The organism is Rhodococcus sp. D-46, assembly GCF_011290655.1.
GTDB classification, from domain to species: Bacteria; Actinomycetota; Actinomycetes; order Mycobacteriales; family Mycobacteriaceae; genus Rhodococcus_F; species Rhodococcus_F qingshengii.
The window spans coordinates 250,734-276,862 of record NZ_JAANTF010000009.1; the positions used below are offsets into that span (position 1 = coordinate 250,734).

The 26,129-nt window shown below is 64.0% G+C and carries 26 protein-coding genes and 1 riboswitch; of the genes, 11 read left to right on the top strand and 15 right to left on the bottom strand.

Features of this window, described 5'->3' with window-relative positions:
- Window positions 1-6 precede the first annotated feature (6 nt).
- Window positions 7-387, bottom strand: a complete 381-nt coding sequence (locus G9U53_RS24000; protein ID WP_042450954.1) for a PPOX class F420-dependent oxidoreductase — start codon at window positions 385-387, stop codon at window positions 7-9.
- Window positions 388-590: 203 nt separating this feature from the next.
- Here G9U53_RS24000 and G9U53_RS24005 point away from each other — a divergent pair, with 203 nt between their 5' ends.
- The gene (locus tag G9U53_RS24005) at window positions 591-2,246 is read left to right on the top strand and encodes a GMC oxidoreductase (RefSeq protein ID WP_165639273.1); all 1,656 of its coding nucleotides are present in this window, start codon (window positions 591-593) and stop codon (window positions 2,244-2,246) included.
- 39 nt (window positions 2,247-2,285) lie between these two features.
- Here G9U53_RS24005 and G9U53_RS24010 read toward each other — a convergent pair whose 3' ends face one another.
- The gene (locus G9U53_RS24010; RefSeq protein WP_165639274.1) at window positions 2,286-5,906 is read right to left on the bottom strand and encodes a cobaltochelatase subunit CobN; all 3,621 of its coding nucleotides are present in this window, start codon (window positions 5,904-5,906) and stop codon (window positions 2,286-2,288) included.
- A gap of 63 nt (window positions 5,907-5,969) precedes the next feature.
- Window positions 5,970-6,055: riboswitch (cobalamin riboswitch) on the bottom strand.
- A 74-nt stretch (window positions 6,056-6,129) separates the two neighbouring features.
- Here G9U53_RS24010 and cobG point away from each other — a divergent pair.
- The 8 genes from cobG (at window position 6,130) to G9U53_RS34040 (ending at window position 11,303) form a co-directional block, all read left to right on the top strand.
- Entirely contained in the window at window positions 6,130-7,272 is a 1,143-nt protein-coding gene (cobG, locus tag G9U53_RS24015; RefSeq protein ID WP_075833204.1) for a precorrin-3B synthase, read from the top strand.
- Between the two features lie 19 nt (window positions 7,273-7,291).
- Window positions 7,292-7,918, top strand: a complete 627-nt coding sequence (locus tag G9U53_RS24020; RefSeq protein ID WP_007729839.1) for a precorrin-8X methylmutase — start codon at window positions 7,292-7,294, stop codon at window positions 7,916-7,918.
- Window positions 7,915-9,402, top strand: a complete 1,488-nt coding sequence (gene cobJ, locus G9U53_RS24025; protein WP_030536355.1) for a precorrin-3B C(17)-methyltransferase — start codon at window positions 7,915-7,917, stop codon at window positions 9,400-9,402. The genes G9U53_RS24020 and cobJ overlap by 4 nt, the downstream gene beginning before the upstream one ends.
- 26 nt (window positions 9,403-9,428) lie before the next feature.
- Entirely contained in the window at window positions 9,429-9,788 is a 360-nt protein-coding gene (locus G9U53_RS24030) for an HNH endonuclease signature motif containing protein (protein ID WP_065455757.1), read from the top strand.
- Entirely contained in the window at window positions 9,785-10,189 is a 405-nt protein-coding gene (locus tag G9U53_RS24035; protein ID WP_007729842.1) for a hypothetical protein, read from the top strand. The genes G9U53_RS24030 and G9U53_RS24035 overlap by 4 nt, the downstream gene beginning before the upstream one ends.
- Window positions 10,186-10,425 (top strand): PLDc N-terminal domain-containing protein, encoded by a 240-nt coding sequence (locus tag G9U53_RS24040; protein WP_165639275.1) that lies wholly within the window; start codon window positions 10,186-10,188, stop codon window positions 10,423-10,425. Before G9U53_RS24035 ends, G9U53_RS24040 begins: the two co-directional genes overlap by 4 nt.
- A 77-nt stretch (window positions 10,426-10,502) precedes the next feature.
- Window positions 10,503-11,093, top strand: coding sequence for a dihydrofolate reductase family protein (locus G9U53_RS24045; RefSeq protein WP_042450962.1), 591 nt, complete (start codon window positions 10,503-10,505; stop codon window positions 11,091-11,093).
- An 81-nt stretch (window positions 11,094-11,174) separates the two neighbouring features.
- Complete coding sequence (locus G9U53_RS34040; protein ID WP_256082810.1) at window positions 11,175-11,303, top strand: hypothetical protein; 129 nt, start codon at window positions 11,175-11,177, stop codon at window positions 11,301-11,303.
- Between the two features lie 236 nt (window positions 11,304-11,539).
- Here the strand turns inward: G9U53_RS34040 and G9U53_RS24050 are convergent, their stop codons facing one another.
- From G9U53_RS24050 to G9U53_RS24090, 9 genes are all read right to left on the bottom strand, one after another.
- Window positions 11,540-12,322, bottom strand: a complete 783-nt coding sequence (locus G9U53_RS24050) for an alpha/beta hydrolase (RefSeq protein WP_165639276.1) — start codon at window positions 12,320-12,322, stop codon at window positions 11,540-11,542.
- 201 nt (window positions 12,323-12,523) lie between these two features.
- Entirely contained in the window at window positions 12,524-13,039 is a 516-nt protein-coding gene (locus tag G9U53_RS24055) for a DUF1990 domain-containing protein (protein ID WP_081557891.1), read from the bottom strand.
- Window positions 13,039-13,398: a VOC family protein gene (locus G9U53_RS24060; RefSeq protein ID WP_019748498.1), complete on the bottom strand. Its 360-nt coding sequence runs from the start codon at window positions 13,396-13,398 to the stop codon at window positions 13,039-13,041. Before G9U53_RS24060 ends, G9U53_RS24055 begins: the two co-directional genes overlap by 1 nt.
- 10 nt (window positions 13,399-13,408) lie before the next feature.
- Window positions 13,409-14,050 carry a ScbR family autoregulator-binding transcription factor gene (locus tag G9U53_RS24065; RefSeq protein ID WP_019748499.1) on the bottom strand — a complete coding sequence of 214 codons (642 nt, stop codon included), beginning with the start codon at window positions 14,048-14,050 and terminating at the stop codon, window positions 13,409-13,411.
- Window positions 14,051-14,209: 159 nt separating this feature from the next.
- Window positions 14,210-15,109 carry a HAMP domain-containing protein gene (locus tag G9U53_RS24070; protein WP_225320034.1) on the bottom strand — a complete coding sequence of 300 codons (900 nt, stop codon included), beginning with the start codon at window positions 15,107-15,109 and terminating at the stop codon, window positions 14,210-14,212.
- A 166-nt stretch (window positions 15,110-15,275) separates the two neighbouring features.
- Window positions 15,276-16,049 carry a cobalt-precorrin-6A reductase gene (locus G9U53_RS24075; RefSeq protein WP_037126390.1) on the bottom strand — a complete coding sequence of 258 codons (774 nt, stop codon included), beginning with the start codon at window positions 16,047-16,049 and terminating at the stop codon, window positions 15,276-15,278.
- Entirely contained in the window at window positions 16,046-16,795 is a 750-nt protein-coding gene (gene cobM / locus G9U53_RS24080) for a precorrin-4 C(11)-methyltransferase (protein WP_165639277.1), read from the bottom strand. The genes G9U53_RS24075 and cobM overlap by 4 nt, the downstream gene beginning before the upstream one ends.
- The gene (cbiE, locus tag G9U53_RS24085) at window positions 16,792-18,075 is read right to left on the bottom strand and encodes a precorrin-6y C5,15-methyltransferase (decarboxylating) subunit CbiE (protein ID WP_165639278.1); all 1,284 of its coding nucleotides are present in this window, start codon (window positions 18,073-18,075) and stop codon (window positions 16,792-16,794) included. The genes cobM and cbiE overlap by 4 nt, the downstream gene beginning before the upstream one ends.
- On the bottom strand, window positions 18,072-18,833 hold the full coding sequence (locus tag G9U53_RS24090) for an SDR family NAD(P)-dependent oxidoreductase (protein ID WP_051649467.1): 762 nt from the start codon (window positions 18,831-18,833) through the stop codon (window positions 18,072-18,074). Before G9U53_RS24090 ends, cbiE begins: the two co-directional genes overlap by 4 nt.
- Window positions 18,834-18,863: 30 nt before the next feature.
- On the opposite strand from G9U53_RS24090, the gene G9U53_RS24095 reads away from it, so the two are divergent.
- Entirely contained in the window at window positions 18,864-19,289 is a 426-nt protein-coding gene (locus G9U53_RS24095; protein ID WP_165639279.1) for a PPOX class F420-dependent oxidoreductase, read from the top strand.
- Here G9U53_RS24095 and G9U53_RS24100 read toward each other — a convergent pair whose 3' ends face one another.
- Window positions 19,290-20,426, bottom strand: a complete 1,137-nt coding sequence (locus G9U53_RS24100) for a Xaa-Pro peptidase family protein (protein WP_165639280.1) — start codon at window positions 20,424-20,426, stop codon at window positions 19,290-19,292. It abuts the gene before it with no gap.
- A gap of 37 nt (window positions 20,427-20,463) precedes the next feature.
- Between G9U53_RS24100 and G9U53_RS24105 the strand changes: the two genes are divergently transcribed.
- The gene (locus G9U53_RS24105) at window positions 20,464-21,429 is read left to right on the top strand and encodes a 5'-3' exonuclease (protein ID WP_003944862.1); all 966 of its coding nucleotides are present in this window, start codon (window positions 20,464-20,466) and stop codon (window positions 21,427-21,429) included.
- A gap of 4 nt (window positions 21,430-21,433) precedes the next feature.
- On the opposite strand, the gene G9U53_RS24110 is transcribed toward G9U53_RS24105, so the two are convergent.
- The 3 genes from G9U53_RS24110 to tatC are packed head-to-tail and all read right to left on the bottom strand — an operon-like array spanning window position 21,434 to window position 26,099.
- On the bottom strand, window positions 21,434-22,258 hold the full coding sequence (locus tag G9U53_RS24110) for a DUF4333 domain-containing protein (protein WP_003944884.1): 825 nt from the start codon (window positions 22,256-22,258) through the stop codon (window positions 21,434-21,436).
- A gap of 52 nt (window positions 22,259-22,310) precedes the next feature.
- Window positions 22,311-25,022, bottom strand: coding sequence for an RNA helicase (locus G9U53_RS24115; protein ID WP_165639281.1), 2,712 nt, complete (start codon window positions 25,020-25,022; stop codon window positions 22,311-22,313).
- 48 nt (window positions 25,023-25,070) lie between these two features.
- Entirely contained in the window at window positions 25,071-26,099 is a 1,029-nt protein-coding gene (tatC, locus tag G9U53_RS24120) for a twin-arginine translocase subunit TatC (RefSeq protein ID WP_003945030.1), read from the bottom strand.
- Between the last annotated feature and the right edge of the window lie 30 nt (window positions 26,100-26,129).

A 26,129-nucleotide genomic window follows, 5' to 3' on the forward strand; every position in this document is an offset into this window, starting at 1 on the left:
GCGCGGTCAGGCTGCAGTGACGGCAAGTCCGATCGTTCCGGTCTTGCCGCGGCGAAGGAGACTGCCCTTCATGGTGATCCAGCCGAGGATTCCGTACCGACGTGCTATCGCGTCGCGAGCATGATCGGTGCCCGGTCCGTCGAGGATCTCGGCGACGGCGGCCACCGGTTCACCCTTGGGATTTCCCCGAGCGTCACACGCAGCGACTGTGACCGACGGGTTTCGCCTGATCCGCTTGACCTTGTAGGAATCGGTGACGGTCCACATCAGGAGCTTGTCGCCGTCCGGCGCGGCCCAGAGCGGAGTCGCCACCGGCGTTCCGTCCTTGCGGAAGGTCGTGAGTAGGACGTACTTGGCCTCGGAGACGCGCTTGAAGTCGGAGTTCACTCCTCGAGGATAGGTGCGAGCGCCTCTCGCTGAACATCGACAGGTTTCCGCGACTATCTGGCGACCGATCAGTACCACCCAGGAAGTGCCACTTATGCACGTTTTATCCGGTTCTTCTTGACGTCGGACACGCCGTTTCGTCCCCGAACTCCATCTCGAGTTATTCTGAGGCAAACCGTCGAACTGGGGAGTCGAACTTACACATGCAGCGCCGTGACATGCAGCGTCGTGACTTTTTCAAAGCCGCCGGGGCGGGGGCAGCAGTTGCCGCCGCGACACCGCTCATCTCGACGTCGACCAGCCACGCCACCCCCGCACCACTGCGGGCGCTCCCGATGGGTGCTGATCACTACCGCGCGCTCGTCCCCGAGTTGTTCGCACCCTCTCCTACTCCCCCGGAGCATTCCGAAGCCATCGTCATCGGGTCCGGATTCGGCGCAAGCGCCACCGCCCTCAGACTGGCGCAGAGCGGCAGCCAGATCACCATCCTCGAACGCGGACTTCGGTGGCCCCACGATCCGCAACGGGAGATTCACACCTCCGACATGCTGGCCGACGGCCGCGGAGTCTTCCGGCGAACATCGTTCACCAACCTCACCGGACTCCCCGTGGCGTGCGACTACTTCAGCGGCGTCCTCGATGCCACCGACTACGAACACATCTCGGTATGGCGCGGCGCTGCAGTCGGCGGTGGTTCCATCATCTTCACCGGCGTGATGATCGCGCCCGAGCGCCGATTCTTCGACGCAGTCTTCGGCAACTCCCTCGACTACGACGAGATGGCGTCCACCTGGTACCCCAAAGTGCGCCAGATGCTGCGTCTGAGCCCGTTGCCCGAAGACATTTACCAAACCCCGAACTTCGGTCACTCGCGTCGTTGGGATCAGGACGCTCGTCGTGCCGGATTCGATCCGCAGCGGATCGACGGGATCTGGAACTGGGACGTGGTGCGCTCAGAACTCGACGGCCGAACCCGAGCCTCGGCCACTGTCGGTGACAGCAACATGGGTAACTCCAACGGCGCGAAGTTCGACCTCACACAGAACTACATTCCTGCCGCCGAAGCCACTGGACGAGCCACCGTCTGTTACGGACATCAGGTGCTCGCGATCAGTCGCGAACGTGATGGACGCTACGTCGTCGACGTCGAATCGACGGATCCGACGGGTGGCTTTCTGGCCCGGAAGACTCTTACCTGTGACCGTCTGTTCCTCGGCGCCGGTTCGATCGGCACGTCCGAACTGTTGGTACGCGCCCAGGCGACGGGCGCGCTGCCCAACCTCAACGAACACGTCGGTAAGGGCTGGGGAACGAACGGCGACGCCGGGATGGTGCGCTCGTTCGGCTTCAGTGACGGCACTGCGCAAGCCGCACCGTCGGCATCACGCATCGTCGACGAGTCGGGAATGCCACTCTCCCTGGAAAATTGGTACGTCCCCGGCCTACCCGTCAACATCGGCATGCTCGGAACATTGGGGATGACCCTCGACTCGCAGCGCGCCGACTTCGCCTACGACGGCGGCTCCGATCGGGTGGTGCTGAACTGGCCGAAGAACGGCAACGACGCCACCGTCGAGGCACTACGCGCCGTCCAGAACAAGATGGCCTTCGCCGGCACCACGCTGCCGTCGGCATTGCCGTTCGCGAAGGACGTCAATTCCTCGTTCACCGCGCATCCCCTAGGCGGTGCGGTTCTGGGCAAGGCCACCGACGGTTACGGGCGAGTCAAGGGCTACGACGGCCTGTACGTGATGGACGGCGCTGCCATTCCGGGCAGCACCGGCACCGTCAATCCGTCACTGACCATCACTGCTCTGGCGGAGCGGAACATCGCTCAGATCATCAAGTCCGGACGCTGACACACTTCAGCGCCCGGACCTGCCGGTGATTCTCGAGGTTTACTCCCCCTCGAGTTCGCCTTCGGTTTCGAGGTACACCTGACGCAAGCCGTCGAGTGTCTTCTGCTCGGGGTGCTCCCACATGTTGCGCTCGGCGGCTTCGAGGAGCCGCTCGGCGATTCCGTGCAAGGCCCACGGGTTGGACTGCGTCATGAACTTCTGGTTCTGCTCGTCCAGAACGTAGGTCTCGGCGAGCTTTTCGTACATCCAGTCCGCGACCACGTTTGTGGTGGCGTCGTACCCGAAGAGGTAGTCGACCGTGGCCGCCATCTCGAACGCACCCTTGTACCCGTGACGGCGCATCGCGTCGAGCCAGCGTGGATTGACCACGCGCGCCCGGAAGACACGTGCGGTCTCTTCCGAAAGTGTGCGTGTGCGAACCGATTCCGGTCGAGTGCTGTCGCCGATATATGCCTCGGGCGACTTTCCGGTCAGCGCGCGCACGGTGGCAACCATGCCGCCGTGGTACTGGAAGTAGTCGTCCGAATCGGCGATGTCGTGCTCACGCGTGTCGGTGTTCTTGGCCGCCACGTTGATTCGACGGTATGCACTGCGCATGTCGTCGGCTGCCGGGATTCCGTCGAGCCCACGGCCGTACGCGAAGCCGCCCCAGTTGGTGTACACCTCGGCGAGGTCGTCGTCACCGCGCCAGGTCTTGGAGTCGATGAGTTGCAGCAGGCCGGCGCCGTAGGTTCCGGGCTTCGAACCGAAGATGCGAGTGGTCGCACGCCTGGCATCGCCGTGCTCGGCAAGGTCGGCCTGCGCGTGGGCGCGCACGTAGTTCTGCTCGTCCGTCTCGTCCAATGCGGCGACCAACTGAACAGCGTCGTCGAGCAGTGCGAGCACGTGCGGGAACGCATCACGGAAGAATCCGGAGATGCGGACGGTGACGTCGATGCGCGGGCGGCCGAGCTCTTCGAGATCGATGACCTCGAGGTTGACCACGCGTCGGCTTGCTTCGTCCCAGACAGGGCGAACACCGAGGAGCGCGAACACTTCGGCGATGTCGTCGCCGGAGGTACGCATGGCGGCGGTACCCCACACGGACAGACCCACCGAGCGCGGGTACTCGCCGTGATCGGCGAGATATCGAGCGGCGAGCGACTCGGCCATCGCCTGACCGGTCTCCCACGCCAGTCGTGAGGGAACTGCCTTGGGATCGACGGAGTAGAAGTTACGACCGGTGGGAAGCACGTTGATCAGGCCGCGCAGCGGTGACCCACTCGGGCCGGCGGCGATGAAGCCGCCGTCGAGCGCGTGCAGGACCTGCTTGATCTCGTTGTTCGTCTGTCGGAGGCGTGGAATCACTTCGGTGGCCGCGAACTGAAGGATCTTCACGACGGTCTCGTCGTCGCTGAGTTGTTCTGCCGCAGCGGGGTTCCAGTCGGCGTCGTACATGCCGCGAACCAGAGCGTGCGCCTTTTCCTCGACGTCGTCGACACGGTTGCGGGACTCGTCGCCGTCTTCGCTGAGCCCGAGAGCTTCGCGCAGACCAGGGACGCTCTGTTCGCCGCCCCACATCTGACGGGCACGGAGCATGGCCAGGACCAGTTCGATTTCGGCGTCGCCCTCGGGTGCGCGGCCGAGAATGTGCAGGCCGTCGCGGATCTGGACGTCCTTGATCTCACACAGCCAACCGTCGACGTGCAGGAGCATGTCGTCGAACACGTCTTCTTCGGGACGCTCCGCGAGGCCGAGGTCGTGGTCCATCTTGGCTGCCCGCATCAGCGTCCAGATCTGCTGGCGAATGGCCGGCAGCTTAGACGGGTCCAGTGCGGAGATGTTGGAGTGCTCGTCGAGCAGTTGCTCGAGACGGGAGATGTCGCCGTAGCTTTCGGCGCGGGCCATCGGCGGGATCAGGTGATCGACGAGAGTCGCGTGGGCGCGACGCTTTGCCTGTGTTCCTTCACCCGGGTCGTTGACGAGGAACGGGTAGATCAGCGGCAGGTCGCCCAGGGCCGCGTCGGTGCCGCAGTTGCTCGACATGCCGAGTGTCTTGCCGGGCAACCATTCGAGGTTGCCGTGCTTGCCGAGGTGTACAACGGCGTCGGCGCCGAATCCGCCAGCATCAGGCGTCGCCGCGATCCAGCGGTAGGCCGCGAGGTAGTGATGGCTTGGCGGCAGATCCGGATCGTGGTAGATAGCGACGGGCTTTTCGCCGAATCCACGGGGCGGCTGGACCATGAGCACGATGTTGTTGAATCGCAGTGCCGCGATGACGATTTCGCCGTCCGGATCCTGCGAGCGGTCGACGTACAGCTCTCCGGGCGCTGCGCCCCAATGCTCTTCGACGCCGCTGCGCAGTTCCTCGGGCAGGGTGGCGAACCATTCGCGGTACTTCGCTGCCGAGATGCGGATCGGATTGCCCTCGAGCTGCTCGGCAGTGAGCCAGTCGGGATCCTGGCCGCCGGCCGCGATCAGGGCATGGATCAGCGCGTCGCCGTCCTTCGCCGCCAGGCCGGGAACTGCGTCCGGACCGTCGACCGGACCGAGATCGTAACCGGCAGAACGCATTTCGGTGAGCAGGTCGATTGCGCTCGCCGGAGTATCGAGACCGACGGCGTTGCCGATGCGGGCATGCTTGGTCGGGTACGCCGAGAGCATCAGAGCAACGCGACGCTCGGTGGTGGGAATGTGGCGCAGCTTGCCGTGACGGACCGCGATCCCGGCGACACGGGCAGCGCGCTCGACGTCGGGGACGTACGTGGACAGTCCGTCGGAGTCGATTTCCTTGAAGGAGAACGGGACGGTAATGATGCGGCCGTCGAATTCCGGCACCGCGACCTGGGTCGCGACGTCGAGAGGCGACAGTCCGTCGTCGTTCTCGTCCCAGGTGGCGCGGCTACTGGTCAGGCACAGGCCCTGCAGGATGGGGACGTCGAGCGCAGCGAGTGCGGCGACATCCCAGGCTTCGTCGTCGCCACCGGCGGACGCGGTCGCGGGCTTCGTGCCACCGGCAGCAAGAACTGTCACGACCATGGCGTCGGCGCGGCGGAGCGTGCTCAGAAGTTCGGCTTCTGCGGTTCGCAGAGATGCGCAGTGGATCGGCAGCGCGGTGCCACCGGCCTCGGCGACCGCGTCGCACAACGCCTGGATGTACCGGGTGTTTCCGGCCAAATGCTGGGCGCGGTAGTACAGAACTGCGATGACCGGACCGCTCGCCGAGTCGAGATCGGGCGCGAAATCAGCGATGCCCCAGGAAGGCAGGTGGGCCGGCGGTTCGAACCCGTGGCCGGTGAGCAGGACGGTGTCGGACAGGAAGTGGTGCAGCTGTGCCAGATTCTGTGCGCCACCCTCGGCCAGGTAGTTGTGTGCCTCGGCAGCAACGCCGGCGGAGACCGTCGAGCACTCCATGAGGTCGGCGTCCGGCGCGTGCTCGCCGCCGAGAACGACTACGGGGAGTCCGGAGGCGAGGACCATGTCCAGGCCGTCTTCCCAGCTGCGACGGCTGCCGAGGATACGAACGATCACGAGGTCGACGCCGTCGAGCAAGGGCGGCAAGTCCTCCGAGACCAGCAAGCGTGAGGGGTTGGCCCAGCGATAGGAGACTCCGTCGCCGGCTTCCTGGCTGGCGCGGGCGCTCAGCAGATCGGTGTCGGACGTGGAGAGCAGAAGAATCACGGGTGAAGCCTTCCTGGGGTTTCGCGCCCCGTGGCACAGATCTGTCATCGACGGCGGTTGAGGGTCTGACTCGTGTTTCCGAGCGGAAACACGTCCCGCTCGAGCAACACTCACAGTGGCGCGACCGCACCGGACTTCCACCGGTTTCCTCAACTGCCGTCACTGGTGGTGGTGATGCTACCGGTCCGCAGAAGGCACTCATGACAGGTCGTACCCTGGAGCCATGCCCACGGACCGTTCACAGCCAGACGCGTGCCCGGGTGCACTGCAAGTTCACCACGCCGCCGACGGCGCACTGGCACGCGTGCGCCTACCCGGCGGACTCCTCACCCCGGTCCAATTGCAGACGCTCGCCGACGCAGCGCGCGATCTCGGCAACGGGCAGATGGAACTCACCTCGAGGGGCAACGTACAACTGCGCTCGGTCTCGGACCCCGAAGCCTTCGCGGCGCGTATCGCTTCGGCCGGTCTGCTGCCGTCCGCGACGCACGAACGAGTGCGCAACATCCTCGCGTCCCCACTGTCCGGCCGTATCGGGGGCGTCGCCGACATTCGTGAACTGGTCCACCGTCTCGATTCGGCGATCCAAGCGGATCAAGCATTGGCAGATCTGCCAGGGCGAACCCTGTTCACCCTCGACGACGGGCGCGGAGACATCACCGGGCTACGGGGCGATTTCGGACTCCATGCGCGCAGCGCCACCGAGCATTCACTGGTGCTCGCCGGTCACCACACCACTCATCTCGTCCAGGCGGACGACGCCGTCGAATTGCTCCTCGAGGCGGCCCGATCATTCCTCGACGTCCGCGACAAGCACTGGCGCCTGGCCGAGGTTCCGGACGGAATCGAACGCACCCTCGAGCAGCTGGGTCTGAGCGCCGAGTCCACCGTTGCGGCGGACCTCACGCCGGATGCACGGCCCACTATCGGCTGGCTCGAGCAGCGCGACGGGACCGTAGCTCTGGGCGGCGGCCTGCGATTCGGGCTGCTCGACGCTCGGCTGGCCGAGTTCCTCGCCGCCGTCGACAAGCCCGTCGTCGTGACGCCGTGGCGATCGGTGCATATCTTCGACCTCGACGAATGGGCAGCCGAGCAGGTAGTCCGGGTGCTGGCACCCATGGGGTTGATCTTCGACGAGAACTCACCGTGGCTCGAGGTCACCGCCTGCACCGGAAGTCCGGGATGCGAGAAGTCGCTCGCCGATGTGCGCGCCGACGCGATCACCGCCGTCGAGCAGGCAGAACTTCCCGTTGTCGGGCGCCAGCACTGGGCCGGGTGCGACCGCAGTTGTGGACGTCCCCGCGGGGACGTAGCGGATGTGATCGCGACGGGTGACGGTTACCGGGTGAATCCGCCCGATCGGTGATGCCTCTATCGTGTGGCACATGATCGAGTACATCCGTGACGGCGCGGAAATCTATCGCCAGTCCTTTGCCACCATTCGGGCCGAAGCCGACCTGAGCCGTTTCCCGGCGGATGTCTCGCAAGCTGTAGTGCGCATGATTCATGCAAGTGGCCAGGTCGATCTCGTCGACGACGTCGCCTTCACACCCGGTGTCGTCTCGGCTGCGCGCGCAGCTCTGCGCGACGGCGCGCCGATTTTCTGCGACGCCCAGATGGTGGCTGCCGGCATCACGCGCAAGCGTCTGCCCGCCGGCAACGACGTCATCTGCACCCTCGGCGATCCGCGGGTTCCCGTGCTGGCGTCGACCATCGACAACACTCGCTCGGCGGCTGCTCTCGAACTGTGGGGAGCCAAGCTCGAGGGCGCTGTTGTCGCGATCGGAAACGCACCCACCGCACTGTTCCATCTCCTGAACCTCATCGAAGCCGGCGCACCCCGTCCGGCCGCCATCGTCGGAGGTCCGGTCGGCTTCATCGGCGCTGCCGAGTCGAAGGAAGCCCTCATCGAACACGCCAGCGGGATCGATCATCTCGTTCTCCGCGGCCGACGCGGCGGCAGCGCGATCACCGCCGCCGTCGTCAATGCGATTGCGAGCGAAGTCGAATGAGTGCAGGCAAGCTCTGGGGTGTCGGTATCGGCCCCGGCGATCCCGAATTGGTGACCGTCAAGGCTGCCCGCGTCATCGGCGAGGCCGATGTGGTTGCGTTCCACTCCGCGCGGCACGGCAAGAGCATCTCCCGCGGAGTTGCAGCGCCGTACATGCGCGAAGGACAGATCGAAGAACACCTCGTCTACCCCGTGACCACCGAGACCGTTGATCATCCCGGCGGATACCAGGGCGCGATGGACGAGTTCTACGAAGCAGCTGCCGAACGGCTGGCAGTTCACCTCGCGGCCGGTCGAACCGTCGCGTTGCTCGCCGCCGGCGATCCGCTCTTCTACAGCTCCTACATGCACATGCACAAGAGACTGGCCGATCGCTTCGACGCCGAAGTGATTCCCGGCGTCACCTCCGTCAGCGCGGCATCTGCTGCACTCGGAAAGCCGCTGGTCGAGGGTGAAGAGATCCTCACGATCCTGCCCGGAACGTTGCCGCAGGCCGAGCTGACCAGGCGGCTCAAGGAAACCGACGCCGCGGCCATCCTCAAGCTCGGACGTACCTTCCCACCGGTCCTCCAATCGCTCGAGGATTCCGGTCGCCTCGGCGAGGCCCACTACGTCGAGCGCGCGAGCACCACACGTCAACGCGTCGAATCCGCTGCGGAGGTCGACCCGGACGGAGTTCCGTACTTCTCGATCGCCATCGTTCCGAGCCCGTCGAACAACCCTCGACCTGCGACCGAGTCTCGCGGCGAGGTGGTCGTGGTCGGACTCGGGCCGGGCGACACCGCCTGGACCACACCCGAAGTGGCGCATGAGCTTTCGTTGGCAACCGACCTCGTCGGCTACGGCCCGTACGTCGATCGCGTGCCGACGCGTCCGGGCCAGCGTCGCCATTCCAGCGACAACCGCGTCGAAGCGGAACGCGCCGCGATGGCGTTGGACCTGGCGAAGAACGGCGCCCGTGTAGCTGTCGTCTCCTCGGGTGATCCCGGCGTATTCGCCATGGCTGCAGCAGTTCTCGAAGTTGCCGCCGAAGACCAGTGGCGCGGGGTGCCGGTCCGCATCCTTCCCGGCATGACGGCGGCAAACGCTGTCGCCAGTCGCGTCGGCGCTCCCCTCGGGCACGACTACGCGGTGCTCTCGTTGTCTGATCGCCTCAAGCCGTGGGATGTCGTCGCGCGCCGTATCTCGGCAGTTGCAGCCGCAGACATGGCATTTGCGGTCTACAACCCGGCGTCGAAGTCCCGGACGTGGCAGGTCCAAGCCATGAAGGACCTCGTGCTCGAGCACCGCTCCCCCGAGACTCCCGTCGTCATCGGCCGCGATGTTGCCGGTGCCGAGGAATCAGTTCGCGTCGTGACCCTCGGCGAGCTCGAGCCTTCCGAGATCGACATGCGAACTCTGCTGATCGTCGGCTCCTCGATGACGACGGTCGTCGAAACCGGTTCGGGCCGTCAGGTGTTCACCCCGCGGCGCTACCCGGAGTGAACATCGCACAGCGATAGCATGGCCTCATGCCCGTCAACCGGACCCGGAAAGCCAGATACGCGCGTAGGCGCAAACGCCGAATGGATCTGATGGAGCACGACCTGTCCGTCGAGCAGTGGTCCGCGCTCAAAGCGGCCTGGGGTGGCTGCGCGTACTGCGGCGAGCCGGACGAGTCGCCGCAGCGTGACTGCGTGCTGGCGATCTCCCGCGGTGGGCGCTACACACTCGACAACATCGCACCGGCGTGCCGCTCGTGCAATGCAAGCAAATGCAACAGCGAGGTCACTCTCTGGTTGCGGCGCAAGGGGTATGACGAGAAGGCCTTCCTCCTGCGACACGCGGAGATAGGGATCGAGATGAGGGCGCAGTTCTCGGAGCAGTCGTGACGACCCCACACGAGTTTCGCCCGATCCTCGACGAGTTGATGGAGTTCGAACCTCTGTTTCACCGAACTCGAGTAGCGATGTCACGAGACGAGTTCGATGCGGTCGTCGACCCGCAGTTCCGGGAGATCGGAGCCTCCGGCGCTCGATACACCCGCGACTACGTGCAGTCGGTAGTTGAGCGCCGACGCCTCCGCGGCGAGGTGAACGACGCCGCCGAACTCGGGTGGACGGCTGACCGGCCAGCGCTGAGCCGGATTGCGCCTGACACGTATCTGGTGACGTACCGGCTGGCGCAAGCGCAACGAGTTACCGAGCGATCATCCATCTGGCGGTTCACCGAGAATCGATGGAGCGTGTTGTTTCATCAAGGCACAGTCGTCGAAAGTGGTCTGGAAGCGTGAACGAATCGACCCCCAACCCCACCATTCCGCTTTGGATGGACATCACCTTCACCGTCTTCGTTCTTGCCTGGATCTTCATCACGATTAGCGCGCTCGTGGCGATCGTGCGCACCGATTTCGACCGCTTGGGGAGCAAATTCTGGTGGTCGGCACTGGTGATCGCGGGGCCTGTACTCGGTGCGCTCGTCTGGTTACTGTTCGGTCGACCCCCGCGTGACTCCAGGTCCCGAACCTGATCTACACCGACGGCCCGGCAGTAGTCTGAGTACGGTCCGGTGCTGTCACTCTGCGCGTATCAGGGGAGAACAACGAGATGAGACCACTTCGATACTCGATCAACGTCACCCTCGACGGCTGCTGCCATCACGAGGCGGGGCTTCCACCCGACGAGGAGTCGATGCGCTACTGGACCGCTCAGATGGAACGAGCCGATGCTTTGCTGTTCGGCCGGGTGACCTACGAGATGATGGAGTCGGCGTGGCGGCGGCCCGCAACGGGGGCGTGGCCTGACTGGATGGACGAGTGGGAGATCCCGTTCGCCGAGGCAATGGACCGGGCTAAGAAGTACGTCGTGTCGAGCACGCTGAGCGGGGTCGATTGGAATGCCGAACTCGTGCAAGGCGACTTGGGGTCAGCGATTCAACGGCTCAAGGAGCAGCCCGGCGAAGGTCTGTGGGTTGGCGGCGTGACACTCCCCCTGGCATTGGCAGACCTGGGACTGATCGACGAGTACGAGTTCGTTGTGCAACCGGTCCTTGCCGGACACGGACCGACGTTGCTCGCCGGTCTGCACGAGCGCATCCAACTCGAACTCGTCGATCGCCACGAGTTCCAGTCGGGTGCAGTCGCCGTGCGATATCGGCCCACTCAAGTACCGCCCCCAGGTCAGGTATCGGACGGTTAGTCGACGCATGGCTGGACATGCGCGGTTGAAAGACATGTCGTCGCCTCAGGTCGGACACGAGAAAGTTTCCAGTCTTGTTCGATGTTCGGTATTGACCGGACACTCGGCACAGCACGAGCATTAGCCACCGAAGTTCTCCGGACAATCCTCGACGAGATCGAAGCATCGAACTGGATCACGAACAAGTTCGTTCCGCCCGGCGGACCGTAAGGACATATGTCGCCATCGAGCGCCTCAGCAAAAATGGCCAAGCTGGACGGCTACTAGCGAGCGAAGGATCGAAATCGCCACCATCGCGAGCGCCACAAAAATGATCATCTGAAAAGCTTCGGTCAAATCGATGCAGGATTCGGTGACGCCACTACTTCGGGTCTTGCTGAGAAACGAAACCTGGTCGAGATCGTATCGGCGTCCGACACAGGCCGGACGCCGATACGTGTTTCACGTCAGCTCATGGGAGCGCCGGCGCTCCCGCCGAGGTGGCGGGCGAAGAACCGAGCCGAACTGTCGCGCTCGTAGTCGGGCACCGGATAGTGCCTGCCCGAGTAGGCGTGCAGCGTCTTCTCCGTCGAGCCGAAGGCATCGAACAACGCTACCCCTGACGTGCGGTCGTAATCCTTGTCGTCCCAAGGGATCCGGTACTCGACCGGGACCGTGAGCTTTCGTGCCGCTTCGATGAGGGAGTCGTCCACAAAAACTCCACCGAAGCTCACGGCAGCGATCCTGGATTCGACCGGGGCCAACATCAGCCCGGTCACGACCCCTAGCGACACGCCGCCAAAGCCGATCGGAGCGTCGGCGTCGACGTCGGGCAGCGTTTGCAGAGCGTCGATGGTCGCCTGCCATTCCGGCACTGCACGCTCCGCCAGCGATCGGTTGTACTCGACGACGATCGGAGCGATCGGCTCGTGGGCCGCCCTAGCCTGGTGGATCGCCTCGACCCACTGTTCGTCCTGTGTGTTCCGCGGCCGATCGCCATGTCCGGGCGCGTCGATCGCGGCGACTGCGAACCCGTGGGAGCTCACACTGTGGAGTGCGCTGGCAACAAGTCCCGGCGCCTTCTTGTGCATGCCGCCGGAGTGCCCGGACAGCAGAAGTGGTGATTCGACGGATCCGGACGCGAGTGACCAGAGCACGCCGGTGATGTCGTCTACAACGAAATGGCGTTCGATGACACCGTTCGACGTTGTCTCGGAAGTGAATTCGATGGTCGGAGAATTGGATTGCATGGTGTTACCTTTCGGGATTGCCTACTCGGGGCGCTCCCGGCGACACCTACGTCAATCGCCGATCCGTGAACACGAGTGGGAGCACCCACATGGTTACAGCGTTCATGGGTCTCACCTCCTGGCGTGTTGTCACGGTCTCGCACAAGCTATCAACCCCAACCGAAGCTCGTCCAATCATTTTTCCAGCGCGCCCGGCAGCGGTCATACCCGCGATCGGGCGACGCTCTGGCGGACGGCACGGACGTAGCGGCGCGTGACAAACGCCTGTACTCGACGTCCGATCGGAGCGCCGAGACGCACCCACCACGTTCCGGGCTTGGAGAACGCAACGATCTCGATACGAACCGCTTGGCTGGCCTCGTCGAACTGGACGACAAACAATTCCTCCCCGCATTCGGGGTGGCCCGCGCGGGTTCCGTACGCGAAGCCCTTGCGATTGGGTTCGTCGACGACATAGACGATCCGAACGGGGATAGTTACCGGACCGAGTCCGAAGGTCGCATCCTGACCCGCCACGGCGGTCGGGGCTGCCGTCCGTACGGCCAGTCCGGCTCCGCGGTGCATTCCCCAATTCGCGACGGTTCGAGCGGCAACCTCGAAATCCTCCCGTCCGGATCCGACCGTCGCGCTCTCGTGAACGTGGTGATAGCCGGCGGGGAGAACGCCTGACGTTGCGCCCACCTCGAGGTACGTCAGCCCGCCCGGGCGGGACGCCATCATTGCTCGCGTCGGTGGCTGAGGATGTTGATCACGTGGCCGTCGGGGTCGGCAGCGAAGAACCTGCGGACACCCCACGGCTCCTCGGTGACGGGATAGACGATGGTGTCGCCGCGCTGCACCGCGGCCTCGTACGCCGCGTCGAGATCATCCACCTCGACGGAGACGTCCGGTACTACGGGCGCATGAGCGTCGTGCGTCATGACGCTGATCTGCAATGACGGATCCGTCGGCGAAGCCAACGTCACGATCCACCCGTGATCCATGACAACTTCGAGGCCCAGCACTTCGGTGTAGAAGCGCTGCGCGGCCTCGAGCGAGCTACTCGACAGATCCGAAACTATCCGCGTGACGGCCATGTCCCGCAGGCTACGCCGCCGCCGGAGTCCACCGCGACTTGACGAGGCGCTCGATGTCACCGGAAAGTTCGTCGCTGACGATTCCCGGAAGCAGGATCTGCCACATCTCGTCGACACGATCCGGAAGATCCGAGCGTCGGGTGAGGACGTTCGAAACCAGCTGTACCCCCGTGAATGCCGAGGGCATGAACCTGCCGAACGATTCTGCGCTGACCGATTTTCGGATTTCACCTTCCGCCTGAGCTCTGGCGGTGAGATCGGTGATTGCCGAGATCCATTCGGCGTACGGTTCCACCGGCCCCTCGTACGTGCTCAGTTCCAGCGTGAGGCGAATGCCCGCGCGAACGATCGGCTCGTCGACAATCTGGCGTGCCATTTCGTGCGTGAGCATGATCATCTGTTCCAACGGGTCCTTGCCCGTCGCGGAAATCGCCTGCACCGACTCGATCGAGAGCCGATGCTGTTCGGCAATGATGAACTGCGCGAGCTCGTCCTTCGACGCGAAATGGAAATACAACGCGCCCTTGGTAGTACCGGCCCCCGAGACTATGTCGGCCATGCTGGTGCTGCCGTAACCAGTCTTCTCGAACTGCGCGGCCGCGCCGGCAACGATTTGCTGCCGAGTCAGCTCGGCGCGTGCTTGCTTGACCACTGAATCCCTCTCGTCCTCCAAAGGCCCCCGCCCAGCAAACCCCACGGTTCGCGCCACATTCCAGCTATACCCAAAAACTTCACAATTGCCCCACATTACCAGCGCTCCTTCCATTGCTTCAATTACGAATGCAACAAAGTCGCTGGTCAGACGTCCGATTTAGAGGGAATCTCCTCTCCCCAACGTGCTTTCGTCAACCCGCGCACGGTCCACCAACTCTCCGACGAGGAGCGTCAACTCCATCATCTGGTCGGTGATTTCCTCACGCAGCTGCGTTGCATCCGCCTCGGAAATCGCGCCGGACTTGGTATCGAAAGACATCAACAACTCGATATTGGTGCGAAGTGCAGTCAAAGGAGCCAGAAGGTCCTGGCCCGCTTCGGTGATCAGACTTCTCTGGCGTGCCCGCGATTCCGACAACGTCCCGAGCATCCGATTGAAACTGACTGTCAACGACGCCAACTCGTCGTCACCGGTCACCGGGATCGGCGCAAGATCATCCGTTTCGGCGACCCGCCGCGTCGCCGCAGTAAGTCGCGCAATCGGCCGTAATCCTGTGCGTGCCACAGCATCTCCGGCCGCGTAAGCTAGGGCGATTCCGGCCGCCCCGAGTGCCGCCAACACCACTGCCAGTCGCTTGAGTACCGAACGCGTCGGCCCCAGGGATTGCGCGACAACCAAAGTCTGGCCCGCAACCGAGGGCTCGACAAGAATTCGATACGCATCAACCGTCGCGATTGTCTGCGACGAATTGCCGTCTGCGATCGACCTGATGGCGTCTGCGCTCGTGCTGAACGGCGGCAGACCGGGAGTCGCCGTCACCAAGGCGCCGTCGGCAGTAAGAAGCCCCACCGCCTGGATGACCGCTGTATCCGCGCCGGCCGTCAATCCCAGAACCGGTGTGACACCGCCGAAATTGACGGTGTCGGTGATCGCGTCACTCGTGCGCTCGAGTTGCCGATCGACGTTGCCTTGCAAATACGCGTTGAACACTATGTACACCGCCGACGCCGACACGATCACCGCGATCGCCACCAGGCCTGCAGTCAGCAATTTCACGCGAGCATGGAGCGTCCGCACGTGAATTCCCGATGGTTTTCGACGGCTCATTCCGGGAACCGACACTCTCATGCGCGGTCCCGCAGTGCGGCGTCGAAAAATCCCAACATCCCTCCAGTATGGTCACGGAACCTTAGACGAACCTGAAGCGAACGCGATGTCGGCCTCACAGCGCCGTTCCACGACCGAAAGCCGTGAGCCAGTCCATCGCCTCGGCTTCGGTATCGAATGCCGGGACGGTCGCCGGGATCGGTGGTCGTTCGACGACGATCACCGGGATCGACAATTGCCTGGCTGCAGCGATCTTTGCGTACGTCTGCTCGCCGCCACTGTTCTTGGTGATCACGACGTCGATGCTGTGAGTTCGCATCAGATCGACTTCCGCTTCGATGTCGAATGGACCACGTGCGAGCAGCAATTGCGAGTGAGGCGGCAATGTCCCTGAAGGCGGATCGATCGAGCGCACGAGAAACGAGACGCTCTTCACGCGGTCGAACGCCGAAACTCCTTGCCTCCCGATCGTCAGAAAAGCGCGTGAGCCGACCGTCGGCACCAACTCTGCGGCGTGATCGAGATCGTGTGCCGGAAGCCAAGTGTCACCGAGTTGCTCGCGCCAGGGCGGGCGTCGGTACATGGCGTACGGCACGGAATTCGCAAGGCACGCTTCGAACGCATTCTGGGTGATGCGAGCGGCAAACGGATGCGTGGCGTCGAGCACTGCACGAATATCATTGGCCGACAACCACTCCGACAGCCCTTCGGCTCCCCCGAACCCGCCGATACGCACTTCCCCCTCCGGCCATCGAGGATCACGAACCCGGCCGGCCAGCGATGTGACAACCTCGAGGTCGGCTGAACCGGCCAAGCGAGAAGCGATCACTCGACCTTCGCCTGTGCCGCCGAGCAGGAGTACGCGGCGACGAGTACCTGTCGAGGTCAGTGTATGCTTCTCTCGCGCGCTGCCGAGTAGAGGTAGCTGTCCGGAAACCCCTCCGCAGTCAACACTCGGCCGACGATCACGACGGCCGTCTTCGTGATGCCGGCCGCATGAACAAGTTCGACGATCGTCTTCAAAGTGCCTCGAACAACGATCTCCTCGGGCCGTGAGGCGAAGGCGACCACCGCGACCGGGCAGTCCTCGCCGTAATTGTCGGCCAACTCGGATGCGATCTGTTCGATGCGATGAGCGCCGAGGTGAATCACCATCGTCGCGCCGCTGCGGCCGAGGGACCGCAGATCCTCGCCCTCCGGCATCGCCGTCGACAAGGTGGAGACTCGGGTGAGAACAATGGTCTGCGAGACGCCTGGGACAGTCAGCTCGCGCCCCAGCGCAGCTGCAGCCGCGGTAAATGCAGGAACACCGGGAATCATGTCGAAATCGACTCCTGCGGCGTCCAGGCGACGAGCTTGCTCTGCCACTGCACTGAAGATCGACGGATCACCGGAATGCAAACGCGCGACGTCCAGCCCAGCGGAATCCGCTTCGACAAGAATCGCGGTGATCTCGTCCAGGCTCAGCCGAGCAGTGTCCACGACCTGAGCTCCGACCGGGCACCACTCGAGCAACTCCGCTGGAACAAGGCTGCCTGCGTACAAGCACACAGGGCTCGCAGCGATGATCCGTTGCGCGCGGACAGTGATCAAATCTGCCGCACCGGGACCCGCACCGATGAAATGAACGGTCATTGTGTGGATTCCTCCGGCGTATCTGTGTCTGCGCCTGCAGACGGCTGACGTTTTGTGACGGACCATTGGACCACCGGAAGTTGCGGTCGCCAAACGTTGAACGTTCCCAACGGCTCGGCGCGCTGCACCTGAAAGCGTCGAAGCGTCCCACCATGGCGACTCATCCAGCCGAGCAGCAACGATTCGGACTCGGCGGTCACGGCGTTCGCGACCAGACGACCACCCACGCTCAACTGCTCCCAGCACGCTTCGAGCATTCCCGGTTGCGTGACGCCGCCGCCGACGAACACCGCATCGGGACGCCGAACCTCGTCCGCAAACGCCTCCGGCGCGGCCCCTTTCACGTTCAACGCGGGCACGCCGAGATTGAGTGCATTGGCACCGATCTGCGACACGCGGCTCGCCACCTTCTCGAATGTTGTTGCAGTGCAACGTGGGTGAGTTCGCATCCACTCGATGGCGACGGTTCCCGACCCACCGCCCACGTCCCAGAGGTGTTCTCCCGGCGCCGGGGCAAGCGCGCACAACGTCAACGCACGGATCTCCTGCTTCGTCATCTGACCGTCGCCGACAAAAGCAGCATCCGGTAGCCCCGGGATTCGAGTCAGCCGCAAGAGAGGATCGGCCGCGATGCACTCGACGGCCAGAACGTTCAACGCGTCCACGTCCTCGTCCGCGTGATCCCACTCGTCTGCGACCATGACGGTCCGCGATTCCCCGGCCCCGCCCAGCTGGGCCAGCACGGTCACGATCGATCGACCGAAGCCCGCGCCGGACAACAGACGTGCCACCTCCCCCGGTGTCGAGCGCCCGTTGCTCAACACCAGCAGTCGCGCACCGTCAGTCACGGAAGCCAATACTGTCGCCGAGTCTCGGTTGACCAGGCTCACGACGTCGATCTCGGCCGATGCCCATCCCATTCGCGCGCTCGCCAACGCCGCCGACGACGGGTGGGAGATCACTCGCACGTTGTCCGCGCCGAGCAGCCTGACCAATGTGACACCGAGACCGTGGAACATCGGGTCACCGCTGGCGAGCACGCATACTCTGCGGTCCGCGTTCTCGGCGAACATCGACGGCAACGCCGGAATCATCGGAGACGGCCAGGTCAGCCTGGTGGGCGCACGCCGTGCCCCGAGATGTGTCGCCGGGACCAAGTCCAATTGGCGCGGCGACCCCATCAGGACCTCCGCGCCCAGGATTGCGCCCTTTGCGCTCTCGGACAGCCCATCCCAGCCGTCGGCGCCGATGCCGACGATCACCACCGGGTGTGTGGTCATCGCGGCATCCGGCGCCAGATCGTCTGAGGCAGAAGCCGCATGACGAAGAACACCGGCTGCAGAATTCGCGGTACCCACACACGCGTCGCCCCGGAGTTCAGTCCCCGCACGACGGCGTCCGCGACCTGCGACGGAGTGCTCGACATCGGGGCAGGCGACATTCCCTCGGTCATCTTGCCGATGACGAACCCGGGCCGTACCAGCATCAATTGGACGCCCGAACCGTGCAGCGCGTCGCCGAGGCCGCTGGCAAAACCGTCCAAGCCGGCCTTTGCGCTCCCGTAGACGTAGTTGGCGCGGCGAACCCGGACGCCGGCGACGGACGAGAACACCACGATCTTTCCGGTTCCCTGTCCGCGCATGATCTCCGCGAGATGCGTGAGGATGCTGACCTGAGCCACGTAGTCGGTGTGCACCACCGCGACCGCGTGCGCCGCGTCGGTTTCGGCACGCGCCTGATCGCCGAGAATCCCGAAGGCCAGCACTGCAATCGAAATCCGGCCGTGCTCGGCCACTACGGCGCCCAGGAGGTCTCCGTGCGTGTCGACGGCGTCGGCGTCGAACTCGACGGTGGAGACGTCGACAGCGCCGGCGTTTTTGAGCATCTGCTCCTGCTCCGACAGCTCTCCGCTGCGTCTGGCAGCCAGAACGATGTTGCGGCCTGGCGCGAGCCTGACCGCGATCTCGAGGCCGATCTCACTTCGTCCGCCGAGGAGCAGTACCGTCTCGATGTCATTCACGTTCGCACCCGCAGTCACCGCTCCAGTGTCCTGGATTACCGTCGTGGCATGACGCTCACCCCCTCCACCACGCCATCGTCACAGCAGACTCTCACCGAAGACGGGCTGAAGTTCGTCGGTGAATACCACCTCGCGACACTCACGACGTTGCGTCCGAACGGCACCCCACACGTCGTTGCCGTCGGGTTCACCTGGGACCAGGAAGCCGGAAAGGCGCGCGTGATCACCAGCGGTGGCTCACAGAAGGCGGTCAACGCAGCGCGTGGCGGATACGCCGCCGTCAGTTCGGTCGACGGTGGCCGCTGGCTCACGCTCGAGGGGCCGGCACGCGTGCTCACCGACGCGGACTCCGTGGCCGACGCCGTTCGGCGCTATGCCGAGCGGTACCGCCAGCCACGGGTCAATCCCGCGCGCGTGGTCATCGAAATCGACGTCACACGCATACTCGGGTCCGCTGCGTTCAAGAAAAGCTGATCAGGCGAGGACAGTCAGGCCGTGCGGACGGTTGTTGAACGACTCGCAACCGTCGGCGGTCACGACGACGATGTCCTCGATACGGGCACCCCAACTGCCGCGGAAGTAGATTCCCGGTTCGATGCTGAAGGCCATACCTTCGACGAGTTCGATGGTGTTGCCCTCGACGATGTACGGCTCCTCGTGCACGGACAGCCCGATACCGTGACCGGTGCGGTGAACGAATACCTCTGCAAGCCCTTGTGCGGCAAGCACTTCGCGGGCTGCAACGTCCACGGATTCTGCGGAGACTCCTGGCCGCACCGAATCGACCGCAGCCTGCTGCGCCGCCTCGAGTACCGCGAACTGTGCGGCAACCTCCGCGGACGGCTGCCCCATGCTGTACGTGCGAGTGGAGTCCGAGTTGTATCCGGGCTCGACCGGTCCGCCGATATCGATGACCACGATATCGCCCCTCTCGATCACCCGGTCCGAAACCTCGTGATGCGGATCGGCGCCGTGCGGGCCCGAACCGACAATCACGAACGCGGCCTCGGTATGCCCCTGTTCGAGAATCGCCGCCGAAATCGCTTCGCCTACTTCAGCTTCCGTACGTCCGACGACCAAGAACTCGGCCATGCGGGCGTGAACACGGTCGATGGCCGCACCGGCTCGCCGCAACGCCTCGATCTCGGCGCCGTCCTTGACCATCCGCAATTCGCGCAAGACGCCGGTGGCGAGAATCGGCAACGCGCCCAAGGTGTCTGCGAGCGGGATCAGATGCAGCGCAGGCATCGCATCCGTCACCGCCACCTTCGCGCCGGTCGGGAGTTGCGCCGCCACAATCGCATACGGGTCGACACCGTCGACCCAGTCGAGGACGGTCAACCCGAGATCGCCCACTGCCGATTCCTTCAGCGACGCCAACTCCAGCCGAGGAAGTACGACGGACGCCTTCGCCGTGTCCGCGGCGATGACCAATGCGGTCAAGCGCTCGAACGAGTCAGCCCGAGAACCCGTCAGGTACCGCAGATCCGGACCTGGAGTCACCACCAGACCGTCGAGACCTGCTGATCGAGCCAACTCGGCGGCACGAGCGATACGTGCGCCGTACACGGCGCTGGAGAATCGGGAATCCTGTTCGGCTGGAGACGTCATGGCTTATAGGTTAGTGCCGACTGGCAGGATGGTGACCATGAGTGGGCCATTGCTTCTCCTCGACGGTGCCAGCCTGTGGTTTCGTGCGTTCTACGCGCTGCCCGAATCATTCGTCGACCCCGACGGAAGACCTGTCAACGCGGTGCGCGGTTTCACCGACATGGTTGCTTCCCTGATCACCAAACACCAGCCGAGTCGTCTCGCCGTGTGCCTGGACTTGGACTGGCGACCGCAGTTCCGCGTCGATGCAGTCCCGACGTACAAAGCGCATCGCGTCGAGGAAGGCTCTGACGGTGCGTCCGAAGAAGTTCCGGACACGTTGACGCCTCAGGTCGACATGATCATGGACGTGCTCGCTGCAGCGGGTATCGCGACGGCGGGTGCAGTCGGACTCGAAGCCGACGACGTACTGGGAACGCTTGCCGCCACCGAGCGCGAAGATCTCACCGTCGTCGTCAGTGGTGACCGAGACCTACTGCAGGTCGTCACCGACGAGTACGTGCCCGTCCGTGTCCTGTACGTGGGCCGTGGCCTGTCCAAGGCGGAACTCTTCGGACCGGTCGAGGTTGCGGAGAAGTACGGAGTACCCGGTGACCGTGCGGGCGAGGCTTACGCCGAACTCGCGGTACTGCGCGGAGACGCCTCCGACGGTCTACCCGGCATCAAAGGTGTCGGTGAGAAGACTGCGTCGACACTGATGCTCCGTTACGGCTCGTTGGCCGGACTTCGGGCGGCCGCAGCTGATCCTGAATCGGATATGGCCAAGGGGATTCGCGCAAAACTGACCTCACCTGAGGCAATGGCTTACCTTGATGCTGCGTTGCCGGTCGTACGAGTGGTTCGCGACGCGGACGTTCAGTTCTCGAAGGACGACCGACTCCCGGCGACCCCCGTCGATCCCGCACGCCTCGAGGAAGTGGCGGCCTCGCTGAACATCGAGCGCTCGGCCGGCCGGCTTGCCGCCGCGCTCGAGGCTGCGGCGGCAGGCCGTTCCGACCAATAGGGCGTCAGCTCGGGCGGCTGACCTCGTACGTGCCGTTGTCGTCGACAAACGTCACGGTCACGTTCGACTTCACACCCGCGATCGAAAGCGTGCAGGTGAACTTGTTGCCTGACTTGACTTCCTGGTCCGCGGGGCACTGAACGTTGCTCACGTTCTTCGCCCCGTAGGACTCGGTGACGATCTTCTCGACGCCGGCCTGAGCCGCGCTCTGATCGAGTGTGTTCTTGCCGAAGACTCCGAACACCAGGGCCACCACGACAGCGGCAAGAACGACGAGAACGCCGATCGCACCGAAGATCAGGGGCTTCTTCGACTTACCCGACTGGTTTCCGGGCGCACCGGGACTCGGGAACGGCTGAGCCTGGTTCCACTGGTTCTGCTGTCCCGGAGTCTGCCCGGGGGCCGTGGCGCCCCACGCCTGCTGCGGTGCGGCAGCCGGAGGCTGACCCCACGCCTGGGTTGCGTCAGGTGACTGCTGTTGCCCGGGCTGACCCCACGGCTGTGCGGGAGGTTGTTGCTGGGGTTGTCCCCACGGCTGTTGCTGGCCGGGTTGTCCTTGTCCAGGTTGCTGCGGCTGACCGTACGCAGGCTGACCACCCGGCTGGCCGTAGGCAGGTTGTCCCCACGGCTGTTGCTGGCCGGGCTGCTGACCGGGCTGCGGTGTTTGACCAGGCTGACCCCACGGCTGTTGCTGGCCGGGCTGCTGACCAGGCTGCTGTTGTCCGCCCGGCTGCTGAGGATTCTGCCCCCACTGCTGCTCGTTCGGCTGCTGCTGATCACCAGGACCCCATTGCCGATTCGGATCGTTCGGTCCGTAAGGCCCGCTCATGTTCGCCTCCCACTCGAAATACCAGTCTGCGAATCAAACCACATAGTTGCGGTCATGCTGCGTCGACAGCAACTACCCCGCGACGAATTGCAGCTACCGCCCGCGCCGCAGTCTTCGCGACGTCGGCATCCGTCGAAGTCAGGCGGACCTGATCGAGGAGATCGATCACCTGACGACACCAACGTACAAAGTCACCCGCAGACAGCGCACGACCCTGCACTCCGGCCGCGATCAGTGCGTCGACAAGCGAGTTTTCGCTCGCCCAGTGATAAACGGCAGTGACGAATCCGAGATCCGGTTCCCGCGTCGGCGGCAGCTTGTGGCGAATCTCGTCCGACCGCAGTTCGCTCCACAATCGTTGAGTGTCGTTGAGGGCGTGACGAAGCGCCGCTGTCGGCACCCGATCCACGGTGTCCCCGTCCCGACGTGATTCGTAGACCACCGAGGACACGACGGCCGCCAACTCAGCCGGGCTGAGACCTGTCCACGCCCCGGTCCGCAGGCATTCGGCGACCAGAAGGTCGCTTTCCGAGTAGATGCGGCTGAGTCGTCGTCCGGATTCGGTGACTTCGGGCGCTGCTTCGGCAGTCATGTACTCACGCTCTTTGAGTAGCGCAATGATGCGGTCGAACGTCCGCGCCAACGAGTTGGTGGTGGCCGCAGCCTTTTCCCTCATCGACTGCGTTTCCCTGGCCAGCCGGTTGTAGCGCTCACCGATCCGGCTCAGATGTTCACGATCGGGCCAGCTATGGCACGGATGCGAGCGAATAGCACGTCGCAAAGTAGCGACCTCGGCATCTTCGGATGCGCCCGCCTTGCGGCGCTTCTTTCGCCGGGGGGCACTGATCCCGGTACTACGCAACGCCGAGGCCAGATCGCGCCGGATCCGGGCGGTGTGGTGATCGACATGCTTGGGCAGTCGCATCTTTCCCAGAACGTCGGCTGCTTCCGGGAAATCACCCGAGGAGAGTCGGCCGGCCCACTGGTCGGCAGTCAGAACCAGCGGACGCGGGTCCTTCGGATCGTTGTCCGGGACGAGGACCACTGCCACCCCGGAATGACGACCGATGGGAATTGCGATCACGTCACCGCGGGCGAGTGCACGAAGGGACTCCACCGCATCTCCGCGTCGGTCTTCGCGGCCCTTACGTTCGAGCGCGCGCTCGCGCGCACTGAGCCGCTCACGCAACGACGCGTATTCGAAGTATTCGCCGTCCGCACCGCCGAGTTTCTCCTGCAAACCCTTCAGTGCTTCTTCGTTCCGCTCGATGCCACGCACCAGGCCGACCACCGAGCGATCCGCTTGGAACTGCGCGAAGGAACGTTCGAGCAGCTTCCGTGAATCCGCCGCGCCCATGCGCTCGACGAGATTGATCGACATGTTGTACGAGGGGCGGAACGAACTGCGGAGCGGGAACGTCCGTGTCGACGCCAAGCCGGCGACATCCGTCGGCTCGACCCCGGGCTGCCACAGGACCACAGCGTGGCCTTCGACGTCGATGCCGCGTCGGCCGGCCCGACCCGTCAGCTGCGTGTACTCCCCCGGCGTCAGTTCGGCGTGCGATTCACCGTTGTACTTGACCAGACGTTCGAGCACCACCGTGCGTGCCGGCATGTTGATGCCGAGGGCCAGCGTCTCGGTCGCGAAGACCGCCCGCACGAGCCCCTTGACGAACAGTTCCTCGACTGTCTGGCGGAATGCCGGCAGCATGCCGGCATGGTGAGATGCCAGTCCGCGTCGTAGTGCCTTGCACCAGTCCCGATATCCGAGAACTTCGAGATCCTCTTCGGGTAGTTCCCCGGTGTGTTTCTCGATGATGGTGTCGATCTCGCGGACCTGCTCCGGCGAAGTGAGATCCAGTCTGGACCGCAGGCACTGTGCAAGAGCCGCATCACAACCGGCGCGGCTGAAGATGAAAGTGATGGCCGGGAGCAGTCCGGACTGATCGAGCTGAGCGATGACGTCAGGTCGTGGCAAGGGCCGGAAATCGTTGGAACTCTGGTAGCTGCCGCGTCGTCCGCGGCCACGCGGCTGCCAGCTCTCGACGCGTTCGAGAGCCTGACGCTGCTTGACGTGGCGAACCAGATCCTGATCGACGAGCACGGTCTTCGGCCCGGCAGCAGGATGACTACGACTGTCGAAGAGATCGAAGATTCGCCTACCGACCATGATGTGCTGCCACAGCGGGATCGGCCGAGTCTCGTCCACGACCACAGTGGTGTCGCCGCGGACGGTTTCCATCCAGGCACCGAATTCTTCGGCATTGCTCACGGTCGCCGACAAACTCACCAGGCGTACGTCCTCGGACAAGTGCAGGATCACTTCCTCCCACACCGCCCCACGGAACCGGTCGGCCAGGTAATGCACTTCGTCCATGACGACGTGCGAAAGCCCGCGCAGTGCCTCGGAGTTGGCGTAGAGCATGTTCCGCAGGACTTCGGTGGTCATGACGACCACCGGTGCGTCGGAGTTGATACTCGAATCACCCGTCAGCAGACCGACTTCGCCGGGGCCGTACCGCTCGACGAGTTCGGCGTACTTTTGATTGCTCAACGCTTTGATCGGCGTCGTGTAGAAACACTTGCAGCCCGCCGCCAGAGCCAGGTGGACAGCGAACTCGCCGACCACGGTCTTGCCTGCACCGGTCGGCGCGCAGACAAGGACGCCGTGGCCCGCTTCGAGCGCAACGCATGCCTTCACCTGGAATGGATCGAGTTCGAACTTCAGGCTGGACGCGAACGTGCTCAGTTCACTCTTGTTCATAACCACCTCGTCAGGGTTTCACACGCCGCCGACGTGGTGGCACGGCGCTCAGAGAGTGTCAGTGAAATCCTGGCCGGGCGCGTTGTCGCCGGCGGTGTCGGATTTCTCCGCGACCGGAGCCTTGGACTTGGACTTACGTCCGAACAATCCACTCGATTCGGCCTTGGGTTTGGTCGGATTGTCGAAAGCCTCGTTCAGATCGGACGGAGCCGAGATGGAGGAAGCTTCCTCGTCGGACAGTGCGCCCCAGTCTTCACCGGCTCGCTTGGCCTTACGTTTGTCGTTGAGGCGAGCGATCTGGACCGCGACCTCGAAGAGAAGCGTCAGAGCCAGCGCGAGCGCCAACATCGAGAACGGATCCGACCCTGGCGTGGCAACTGCAGCGAATACGAAGAGCCCGAAGATCAATCCTCGACGCCAGGCCTTCAAACGCTCGTACGTCAGAATGCCGGCAAAGTTCAACACGACGACGAGCAGTGGAATTTCGAAGCTGACGCCGAAGATGAGCAGCAGATTGATGATGAAGCCGAAGTACTCCGAACCACTGAGCGCGGTGATCTGGACGTTGTCACCGATGGTCAGGAGGAAGTGCAAAGCCTTCGCCACGACGAGGTACGCCAGGATTGCGCCGAGAATGAAGAGAGCGGCACCTGCGGTGACGAATCCGACCGCGTAGCGACGCTCTTTGGCGTAGAGGCCCGGGGTGATGAATGCCCACAATTGGTAAAGCCACACAGGGCAGGCAAGAACGATGCCGGCGGTGAGCGCCACTTTGAATCGCAGCATGAACTGCTCGAACGGCCCGGTCGCCAGCAATCGGCACGCGTCGTCGGTGCTGAGGTTGGCGCGACTCTCGGACGGAAGCTCACAGTACGGTCCGCGAAGCAGATCGCCCAGACTTTCGAGACCGAGTATCGAGTGTGAATACCAGAAGAAGCCGAACGCCGTGGTGATGATCACGCCGAGGAATGCGAACAACAAACGAGTCCGCAATTCGTACAGGTGGTCGACCAACGACATGGTGCCGTCTGGGTTGACCTTCCGCTTGCGGTTACGCGGGTCTAACGGAATACGCACTGTGCATCCTGGTCTTGGTCAGCAGACAAC

What these genes read in the sequence shown, in the direction of transcription:
- G9U53_RS34040 (WP_256082810.1), top strand. Translation starts at nt 11,175, where the DNA reads ATGTTCGGTATTGACCGGACACTCGGCACAGCACGAGCATTAGCCACC.
- G9U53_RS24050 (WP_165639276.1), bottom strand. Translation starts at nt 12,322, where the DNA reads ATGCAATCCAATTCTCCGACCATCGAATTCACTTCCGAGACAACGTCG.
- G9U53_RS24105 (WP_003944862.1), top strand. Translation starts at nt 20,464, where the DNA reads ATGAGTGGGCCATTGCTTCTCCTCGACGGTGCCAGCCTGTGGTTTCGT.
- G9U53_RS24045 (WP_042450962.1), top strand. Translation starts at nt 10,503, where the DNA reads ATGAGACCACTTCGATACTCGATCAACGTCACCCTCGACGGCTGCTGC.
- G9U53_RS24030 (WP_065455757.1), top strand. Translation starts at nt 9,429, where the DNA reads ATGCCCGTCAACCGGACCCGGAAAGCCAGATACGCGCGTAGGCGCAAA.
- G9U53_RS24055 (WP_081557891.1), bottom strand. Translation starts at nt 13,039, where the DNA reads ATGGCGTCCCGCCCGGGCGGGCTGACGTACCTCGAGGTGGGCGCAACG.
- G9U53_RS24060 (WP_019748498.1), bottom strand. Translation starts at nt 13,398, where the DNA reads ATGGCCGTCACGCGGATAGTTTCGGATCTGTCGAGTAGCTCGCTCGAG.
- cobG (WP_075833204.1), top strand. Translation starts at nt 6,130, where the DNA reads ATGCCCACGGACCGTTCACAGCCAGACGCGTGCCCGGGTGCACTGCAA.
- G9U53_RS24115 (WP_165639281.1), bottom strand. Translation starts at nt 25,022, where the DNA reads ATGAACAAGAGTGAACTGAGCACGTTCGCGTCCAGCCTGAAGTTCGAA.
- G9U53_RS24095 (WP_165639279.1), top strand. Translation starts at nt 18,864, where the DNA reads ATGACGCTCACCCCCTCCACCACGCCATCGTCACAGCAGACTCTCACC.
- cobJ (WP_030536355.1), top strand. Translation starts at nt 7,915, where the DNA reads ATGAGTGCAGGCAAGCTCTGGGGTGTCGGTATCGGCCCCGGCGATCCC.
- cobM (WP_165639277.1), bottom strand. Translation starts at nt 16,795, where the DNA reads ATGACCGTTCATTTCATCGGTGCGGGTCCCGGTGCGGCAGATTTGATC.
- G9U53_RS24020 (WP_007729839.1), top strand. Translation starts at nt 7,292, where the DNA reads ATGATCGAGTACATCCGTGACGGCGCGGAAATCTATCGCCAGTCCTTT.
- cbiE (WP_165639278.1), bottom strand. Translation starts at nt 18,075, where the DNA reads ATGACCACACACCCGGTGGTGATCGTCGGCATCGGCGCCGACGGCTGG.
- G9U53_RS24100 (WP_165639280.1), bottom strand. Translation starts at nt 20,426, where the DNA reads ATGACGTCTCCAGCCGAACAGGATTCCCGATTCTCCAGCGCCGTGTAC.
- G9U53_RS24005 (WP_165639273.1), top strand. Translation starts at nt 591, where the DNA reads ATGCAGCGCCGTGACATGCAGCGTCGTGACTTTTTCAAAGCCGCCGGG.
- G9U53_RS24110 (WP_003944884.1), bottom strand. Translation starts at nt 22,258, where the DNA reads ATGAGCGGGCCTTACGGACCGAACGATCCGAATCGGCAATGGGGTCCT.